This window comes from Burkholderia sp. Ac-20392 (assembly GCF_017104585.1).
In the GTDB taxonomy this organism is placed as follows: Bacteria; Pseudomonadota; Gammaproteobacteria; order Burkholderiales; family Burkholderiaceae; genus Burkholderia; species Burkholderia lata.
The window spans coordinates 1-8,768 of sequence record NZ_JAAGPB010000361.1; the positions used below are offsets into that span (position 1 = coordinate 1).

Genomic DNA, 8,768 nt, shown 5'->3' on the forward strand with positions numbered 1-8,768 from the left:
TGCCTTGCGCGGCGGACAGCGTGACGTCGTCGACGCCGTGCCGCGCGCCGGGATACTGGAAACTGACGTGTTCGAACTCGAGACTCATGACGGACTCACTTCATACGTTGCACGGTGCCGACCGACACGAGCGTCGCCAGCACGGCGAGGACGAGCAGCACGACGGTGGCCGCGCATGCCATCCCCGACGCGCCGTAGAACGCCTGCAGCAGCACGATCGGATAGTTGCGGTAGCGGAAGCCGGCGATCAGGTTCGAGATCTGGAATTCGCCGATCGACAGCGCGGCCACCATCACGAGGCCGGAAAACAGGCTGTGCCGCAGGTTCGGCAGCACGATCGTGAAGAACTGGCGCAGCGGCGTCGCACCGAGCGTCGCCGCGCAGGCCTCGAGGCGCGCGAGCCCGAGGTGGCGCAGATCGCTGAGCAGCGTCTGCAGCAGGTACGGCAGCGTCAGCACCGCGTGGGCCGCGATCATCAGCGGCAGCGTGTCGCCGCTGAAGATCGCGATGTAGCCGAAGCCGAGCGTCAGCGCGGGCACGGCCACCGGCATCAGCATCACGACGCGCGTCGCCATGCCGCGTCCGGCCTGCGCGCGGTGATGCAGCGCATAGGCCAGCGGCAGGCCGACCAGCGCGTTGAGCGCGCAGCACGCCAGCGCCACCGTCAGGCTCACGCCGAATGCGCGGGTAAAGCTGCGATTCCCGGCCAGGTCGGCGAACCAGTGCCCGGTGAAACCGGTCGGCAGCAGCGTGTTCGTCCACGACTGGCCCACCGAGCCGATCAGCAGCAGCGCAATCGGCAGCAGCAGGTAGAGCCCGAATACCGCGACGAGCGCGTGCAGCAAGAAACGTCCGGCGCTCGGACGCACCGGCCTGTTACGCGAAATCGGAACACCATCGGCCAGGGCCGGGGCGGTAGACGCAGGCATGGAAACACTCGCGGACAGGAGACGAAGACACCGCGCAATGCCCGCCGGGCGGGGCTGTCACGCGTTTTCTGGATGGCCGCAGTGTGCGGATCCGACATGGCATCGTCATGAAAAAAACGTACAAAGCCCGCATCGATCTGTGCGCCGAAGGAATAGTCGCGATGAAGCACCTGTATCCGAACGTCTCGGAACTGCACGCATTCACCTGTTCTGCGAAGTACCTGAATTTCTCCTACGCGGCCCGCGAACTGGGCCTGACGCCCAGCGCGGTCAGCCGGCAGATCGCGAATCTCGAGGCACTGTTCGGCGTGAAGCTGTTCGTGCGCGAGGGGCGCAGCCTCGTGCTCACGCGTGCCGGGCAGGTGTACCACGCACGCGTCGCCGGCCCGCTGCGCGAGATCGGCAACGCGTCGATCGAACTGCTGAGCGCACGCGAAAACGGCGACCTGCTGACGATCGCCAGCGTGCCGACGTTTACGACCAAGTGGCTCGTGCCGCGGCTCTCGCGCTTCCTCGCCGTCGCGCCGGGCGTCACGTTGAGCTTTCGCCGCCATCTCGCGCACGGCGACATCTTTCCGTTCGGACTCGACGCGGCGATCCGCTATGGCGACGGCGCATGGGAAGGGGTGCGAAGCGATTACCTGGACGGCCGGACCTTCGTGCCGGTCTGTACGCGTGAATTCGGCGAGCGGCACGCGTTGCGCACCCCCGCCGACGCCGTCGCGGCGCCGCGCCTCGTGCACGAACAGGCGGAAATCGCGTGGTCCGCGTGGGCGGAACGCCATCGCGCGACGCAGATGAACGCGCTTGCCGGGCCGCGCTTCGAGCAGTATTCGGTGCTGATCCAGGCCGCGCAGGCGGGCCTCGGGCTCGCGCTCGTGCCGCGTTTCCTGATCGCGGACAATCTCGCGGCCGGCACGCTCGTCGAACCGTTCGACGCGCCCGTCGAGGTCGACGCGCAGGGGCACTACCTGTGCTACGCGCCGGAGCGCCTCGATACGAGCGAAGCATTGCGGCACTTCAGGGAATGGATGCTGGACGAATGCGCGCCGGCGTAAGCCGGCCCGCATGCGTCATGCGACGGGACGCGCGCCGCCGCGCGCCCCGCCTTGCCGGACCTCGCCGGGTGGCGGCGTCCGGCTGTCGCCGTCAGCGGCGGATACCGAGCCCCGGCAGCACTTCCGTGCCCTCGGCGACCACCGCGTGCAGCAGGCGCGGGTCGGCGCCGAGCAGCCCGAGGATCGTCGGCGCGACCTGCTTCGTGCCGACCGTGTCGGTCACCGTGCGTGCGCGATGCAGGCCCGGATACGACACGAGCAGGCCGAGGTGGCTGTCATCCGGCGCGTTGCCGCCGTGCTCCTCGTCCTTCTTCGTGCTCGACGTGTAGATCACGCCCGGATTCGGCTGGACGATGATGTCCGGCGTGCGGCCGTTGGCCGGATCGCCGAAGCGCTCGGCGAGCGCCGCGCCGTACAGGATGTACGCCTGCGAGCCGTCCGCGCAGATCCCCGGCGCGTTGCAGCCCAGGTTCGCCTTCAGCGTCTGCACCACGGCCGTGCGCTGGTTGCGGTCGCGCAGCCAGATCAGGCCGACGTCGTCGGTCTGCACGAAGCCCGTGTCGACCAGGCCGGAGCCGTCGTTCAGGTTGCCCGTGTTCGTATTGTTCTGGCCGAAGTTGCCGTTCGGGTCGAGGTAGTTGTTCGTTTCGAGCAGCTTCGACAGCGTGTCGCCGTTCTTCACGAGCTTCGTGTGATCGGTCGGCGACTGGCCATGCTTCGACGTGACGATCACGGCCGTCGACGAATACAGGTTCGCCTGCTTCAGCGCCGCGACGATATAACCGATCGAGTTGTCGACGTACGTGATCGCGTTCGCGACCTGCCCGTTCGGCGTGAAGTTCGCATCGAGATAGCCGCCGCCCGTCGCGACCGTCGCCTTCTGCGCGACGCTGAGCGTCTGGAAGTCGGCGCCGAACAGCGTCGGCACCGGCGCGCTCTTGGTGCCCGTCGAGTCGCGGCCGCCGATCTGGTTGATCAGCGCCTGCACGTGCAGGTTGTCGAAGCGCGCGGTGTGCGAATAGACGTCCGTGTAGTTCGTGCCCGTGGCCGGGTCGATCGAGTTGATCTCGGTGCGCGCGAGATCGTCGACGCCGGTGCCCGACGGCCCGTTCAGCCAGTCGTAGCCCCATGCGTGCTTGTCGGCCCACGCCGTGGTCGCCTTCGGGATGCCGGCCTTCACGGCCTCGAACACGGTGTTGGTCTTCACGTAGTTGTGCGGATAGATCGGCACGCACTTGCCGTTGACCTTCGCGTTCGGGATCGCCTGCGGGTTGAATGCGCCGCCGCCGTTCAGGTGAACGAGCGCGCCGCCGTTCTCGGCGTCGATGCCGGTCGTTTCGTCGAACACGACGTTCCAGCCCTGCTTGCCCGAACAGCTCGTATCGCCCGGCGCATACAGGTTGCGGTCGTACGACACGTCGTAGAACAGGCCGGCCGTCTTCGGCGAGCCGCCCGTCACGAGCGCGGCGAGGCCCGGGAACGAATCCGACAGGCCAGGCGTATAGGCATTCGTGTACGTCACGCCGCTTTTCGCGAGCACCGCGATGTTCGGGCACGTGTTCGCGCCGATGCAGCGCGCGAGATCCTGCTCGTGCAGGCCGTCGACGCTGATCAGCAGCACGTGCTTCACGACGCGGTTCGCGTGGCCGCGGTCCTCGCCCTGACTGTTGCCGTCCTGCTGCGCCGCATGCGCACCCGCGCCGGCGAGCGCCAGCGCGCCCGCCACCATCGCCACCAACTTCCGCTGCTTACCAAGGAAAGACATGATCACCCCACCTCATCGATTGACGTTGAACTGCGTGACTTGCCATCAGGCGCGCAAGAATATGGCCGCGCCGTGGGTCGCTCGCATGAAGCGGGGCTTTCTGTTTTCTATCAAACGTAACCAATCGCAAGTGACACGAATCGGTCGCACAGCACGGTGACCTGGCGCACGTTGCGACATGCGCGCTCACCTGCCGGCACTACGTCGGTGCATCGGTCAAAACGTTCGCACGGCAACGCGGCCACGCGATTTTTTTTCCGGCTTGGCGCGCGACTATTGGCGTGTGATAAAGGGTTTTCCCTGACCCGGAGCACGAGTATGTCGACCCTGGAAGCCCTCCGGTTCGTGCTGGACGATGCACGCACCCCCGAAATCATTCGCCACCACGTCGTCGACGCGTTGCAGTACGCGTTGCGCAACTACGGACAGGTGTTTACGGCGAAGGAAGTCGAATGGCTGGCGCAGTGGGACGACGCGCGTCTGCCGCTGGCCGCGAAGAAGGAGCTGGGCAAGCGCGTAGAACCGGCGATCGCCGCGCGCTGAAGGAAACGCGCCGCCGCGCCCGAACGGATGAACGGACGCAGCGGCAGCGGATAGCCTGCTTACTGCAGGCCGAAGTCGACGCGGGTGGTCGCGCCCTTGTCGTCGATGCCCTTCGCATCGAGCTTCGGCGCGACGACGAACACGCGGCTCGAATCGATCTTCCCGTCGAGGTACTGGCGCACCGCCTGCGCGCGCTGCTGCGCGAGCGCACGCAGCGCGTTGTCGTCGGCCGGCGCATGTTCGGCGAGCGCCTTCTTCATGTCGGCGTCGGGCAGCGACTTCTGCAGGCCGATCAGGTTGCGCGGCTTCTTGAAGTCGGCCGCCTTGTACGCGCGCGTCAGGTACTTGCTGTACTCGGCCGGCTCGACCTTCACCGACATCGGGTCGATGCTCTCGCCCTGCCCGACCACGTCCTTCAGCTTCTGCTGGCGCACCAGCCGATCGACGTACGCATCGCCGAGCCCCGACGTGTCCTTGGTCGGATCGACGCGGCCGATCAGGTCGAGGCGGATCGACGGCTTCTCGGTCAGCATCTTCACGACGGTGTCGAGCTTCTTCTGCTGCGCGTCGTCGAGCTGGTACGAGCCCGGCGCGAATTCGACGTAGCCGAGATCCTCGCCACCGCTGCCGAACGCGTGCGCGAGCAGCGAGAACGGCGACGTGACGGCCTTCGCGATCAGGTTCAGCACCGCGCGCCAGATCAGCCCGCCGACGCTGAACTCCGGATTCGACAGCGAGCCCGACACCGGCAGGTTCACGTCGATCTGGCCGCGCGTGTTCTTCAGCAGCGAGATCGCGAGTTTCACCGGCAGCTTGGTCGCCGTGTCGTTCTCCACATGGTCGCCGAACGTGAGCTGGTCGATGAAGATGTGGTTGTTCGCCTTCAACTGGTCGTTCTCGAGCGCGTAATGCAGGTCGACGTTGAGCTTGCCCTTCGTGATCGGGTAGCCCGCGTACTTCGCCGAGTACGGCGTCAGGTTGGTCAGCTCGATGTCGTGCGCGGTCGCGGTGAGGTCCAGCGCCGGCTTGTCGATCAGCGGGTTCACCGAACCCTTGATCGAAATCGGCCCGTTGCCCGCGAGGTTCGCGGCGACGTCGACCGGCGCGGACGTCGTCGAATCCGTGCCGAACGCGCCGACCGTGCCCTTGATCGCGACGAGGTTCGCCGTGTAGTTCGGCTTGATGAAGTTGTCGGTGTACGTGACGCGGCCGTTCTGCAGCAGCAACTCGCCGAAGTGCATGCGCACCGGGTTCTGCGGCGGCGTCGCGGCCTTCACGACGACCGTCGCCGATGCGGCGGCCGGCGCGGACGCTTGCGGTGCGACTGCCGGCGCCGATGCGGCCTGCGGCGACAGCGGCACCGGCTCGCCCTTGCTCGCGTCACGCGTGAGCGATTGCGCGGGGCCCGATTGCTTCGCGACCACGTCCTTCAGGTTCAGGCGCCCTTGCGCGTCGAGCAGCACGCGGCCGTAGAAGTTCGAGAACGTCACGCGCGCGGCATCGACGTCGGTGCCCTTCTCGTCGTAGTTCGCCTTCAGGTTCGTCAGTGCGAGCGAGCGCCAGCCCGCGAACGGGTCGGAGGTCGCCTTGTCGAGCATCCGCACGTCGACGAGCGCGACGTCGCCGCGATAGGTCGCACGCGGCGCGTCCTTCACCTGCGCGAACGTCAGGTTGCCCTGCGCGTTGAGCAAGGCGCTTGCGATCGTCGCGTTCAGCGCGCTGCCGAAGTACGGCTCGAACGCGGCCGCGTCGAGGCGGTTGCCGTTGATCTTCAGGCCGAGCTTCAGCGGCTGCGCGGTCACGTCGCCCGTCACGTTCAGCGAGCCCTTGCGGTTCAGCGTCGCCTTCAGCTGCACCGGCAGCGGCTTCGTCATGTCGTCGCTGATCTTCTGCACCGACAGGTCCAGCGGCTTGATCGCCAGCTTCACCGGGCGCGGCGTCGTCAGGTCGGTAAAGTTCGCGGACGATTCCTTCACGTTCAACGCATCGATCCGGTAATGCCACGACGGTGCTGCGGCCTCGGCCTTGCGCGCGACCGTGCGCTTCGGCACCGACGCCTGCGCGGGTTCGGCCAGCGCCGCGAGGTCGATCTTGCCGTCCTTCAGGCGCTGCACGTCGAGCGCGAGCCCGCTGACGTCGACGCTCCCGATCTCCGCGGTGCGCGTGGCCACGTCGACCTTCGCGATCTTCGCGCTCGCGTCGGGCAGCACGATCGCGGGGGCCTTCGCGTCGGGCGTCGCGATCTTCAGCGACTTCAGGCTGACCGTGCTGTCGGCGACCTGCGCGGCGAGCGGCGTCTTGCCCCAGTCGGCCTTCGCGTTGACGGTCGCGCCGAGCGTGCCGTCGAGCACGCGCGCACGCGTCGCCTCGCCGAGGTACGGCTGCAGCGCCGGCAGCGCGAGTGCGGCGACCGTCAGCTTGCTCTCGACCTGCTTCTCCGCGAGATTGAACGTGCCTTCGGCGGTCACGTCGCCGCCGCGCGACAGCGACGTCGACAGCGTGTATTTCGCGGGCGTCTTGCCCTGCATCGAGAAGCCGTCGAGCGTCGCGGCGAGCTTCGTGAGCGACAGCGCGGTCGGCGTCGCCGGCACGCGGTCGTCGACGTTGACCGTGCCGCCGTCGATCGCGAAATGGCGGATCGTCAGGTCGAGCGGCGGCGCCTCCTTCGCGTCGGCTTCGGCCTTGGCGCCGCTGGCGGTGGCTTCGGCAGCGGCGGAAGCGGCCGCGGCGCCCGACGCCGTCGGCTTGCCTTCGGCGGCCTTCGATGCGGTTGCCGGCTGTGCGGCGAGCTTCTCGACGTTCAGCACGCCCTGCTTGTCGCGCGACAGGTCGACCACCGGCTGGTCGATCCGGATCTCGTCGAAGTGCATCGCGTTGCGCAGCGGCTCGAGGCTGGCCGCCGCGACGTGCACGCCGCGCGCGGCGAACAGCGGCGCGGACGCGTGGTCCGTCACCTTCGCGTCGTTCAGGTCGACGGTGCCCGATACGCGCAGCGCGGGCGTCTCGCCGCTCATCACGAAATTGACCTTGAGGTCGCTGCTCAGCAGGCCGCTCGTCACGGCCACCGGCAGTTTCGCCGGCACGTACGAGATCAGCTTCGGCACGTCGAGGCCGTCGAATTTCAGTGCGATCTCCGATTCGCGCGACTGCGCGAACGGCTTGGTCTTGCCGTCGATCGCGATCGGGCTGCCGTCGAAGCGCGCGCGCAGCTTCGGCTGGACGAAGATGTCGGTCTTCGAGGCCAGCGTCGCGATATACGGAATGCCGAGCGTCCAGTTGTCGACGACGTGCTTTTCGTTCAGCAGACGGTCGTCGAAATCGATCCGGCCGTTGTTGACCTGGATGTTCGACACCGAGAACTGCGTCGGCTTGCTTTCGGGTTTGGGCGACGGCGTCGAGAACTTCTCGATCAGGTCGGTGAAGTTGAAGCGCTGCGCGTCGTAGCGGACGATATGAAAGCGCGGCGAGTCGAGGCGGACTTCATTGACGATCGGCGCGCCGCGGAACAGCGACGACCACGACGGCCGCACGACGAGCTTCGCGATGTCGATGAAGTCGCCCTGCCCGCCTTTGTCGCCGAGATGGATGCCGTCGGCTTCGAGGTTCAGCGTGTACGGGTTCAGCGCGATGCGCTGGATCGTGGCCGGCCGGTCGAGCTGCTTGCTCAACTGCTGTTCGGCGATATGGCGGATCAGCGGCGGCGCCGCGAAGAACCCGAGCAGTCCGAATAAAACGATGAAGATCAGCAGGCCGATGCCGATGCGCCGGGTCCGGCGCGAGCGTGCAACGCCACCGAGGGCATGGAGGGTCGAGGATACGGTTTCTTTGTCTGCGCTTGCCATGCTTGAATGCCTCGGGATGGGGTGCCGGGCCGCACCGGACAACCGGGCGGCCGCGCACGCTATCCCGAAAGTATAGGCTCAGGAGGTGACGGTACGGGGTTCGGGCGCCGTCGCGCCCGCCGGTCGGACAGCGCCGCCGGTCATCCGTTCATTTCCGGACGACGACGGGCGGCATCCACGACCCGTCGCTCGCCTGCGGCTTCGGTACGTACAGGCGCAATGCGAGTGCGAAATCAGTGCGCGGCGCCGGCAGCCAGTTGGCCGCATGCGTGCCGCCCGGCGATGCCGACACGGCGATGTCGATCGAGCCGTCGTGGTTGCGGCGCAGGCGGTCGCGATCGCCGAGCGAGCGGCGCGCCGACCCGACGTCGGGCAGCGCGCCGTTCGTCGAATAGGGTGTCAGCGTCCAGAACGCACGCGCCGGCGGCAGCGCGCCCGGCGCGAAATGCAGCACGTAGCGGTTCGCGCCGTTCAGCGGATGGCCGTCGCTGTCGACGCGCACGACCGCGAGCGTTTCGTCGTCGCGCGTCGCGGTGCCGAACTGCGTGTAGGCCGCGTACGCGCGCAGCGTGTAGTCCTGGCCGTACTTGCCGGCTGTGTCGCCGATCCAGCTCCAGCCGGCAAGAACGGC

6 protein-coding genes are annotated in these 8,768 nt (G+C 67.5%); 2 read left to right on the forward strand and 4 right to left on the reverse strand.

Annotated features, from left to right (window positions below):
- Positions 1–95: 95 nt before the first annotated feature.
- Complete coding sequence (locus G3N99_RS28715; protein WP_206124076.1) at positions 96–929, reverse strand: ABC transporter permease subunit; 834 nt, start codon at positions 927–929, stop codon at positions 96–98.
- Between the two features lie 161 nt (positions 930–1,090).
- On the opposite strand from G3N99_RS28715, the gene G3N99_RS28720 reads away from it, so the two are divergent.
- A complete protein-coding gene (locus G3N99_RS28720; protein ID WP_206124077.1) occupies positions 1,091–1,987 on the forward strand; it encodes a LysR substrate-binding domain-containing protein in 897 nt (298 codons plus the stop codon).
- 91 nt (positions 1,988–2,078) lie between these two features.
- Here G3N99_RS28720 and G3N99_RS28725 read toward each other — a convergent pair whose 3' ends face one another.
- Positions 2,079–3,758 (reverse strand): alkaline phosphatase family protein, encoded by a 1,680-nt coding sequence (locus tag G3N99_RS28725; protein ID WP_206124078.1) that lies wholly within the window; start codon positions 3,756–3,758, stop codon positions 2,079–2,081.
- Between the two features lie 312 nt (positions 3,759–4,070).
- On the opposite strand from G3N99_RS28725, the gene G3N99_RS28730 reads away from it, so the two are divergent.
- Complete coding sequence (locus G3N99_RS28730) at positions 4,071–4,295, forward strand: hypothetical protein (protein ID WP_174941949.1); 225 nt, start codon at positions 4,071–4,073, stop codon at positions 4,293–4,295.
- Positions 4,296–4,354: 59 nt separating this feature from the next.
- Here the strand turns inward: G3N99_RS28730 and G3N99_RS28735 are convergent, their stop codons facing one another.
- Both G3N99_RS28735 and G3N99_RS28740 read right to left on the reverse strand, forming a co-directional pair.
- Complete coding sequence (locus G3N99_RS28735; protein ID WP_206124079.1) at positions 4,355–8,137, reverse strand: DUF748 domain-containing protein; 3,783 nt, start codon at positions 8,135–8,137, stop codon at positions 4,355–4,357.
- Between the two features lie 148 nt (positions 8,138–8,285).
- Positions 8,286–8,768, reverse strand: a 483-nt coding sequence (locus G3N99_RS28740) for a DUF1214 domain-containing protein (protein WP_206124080.1), incomplete at its 5' end; no start/stop codon positions are given.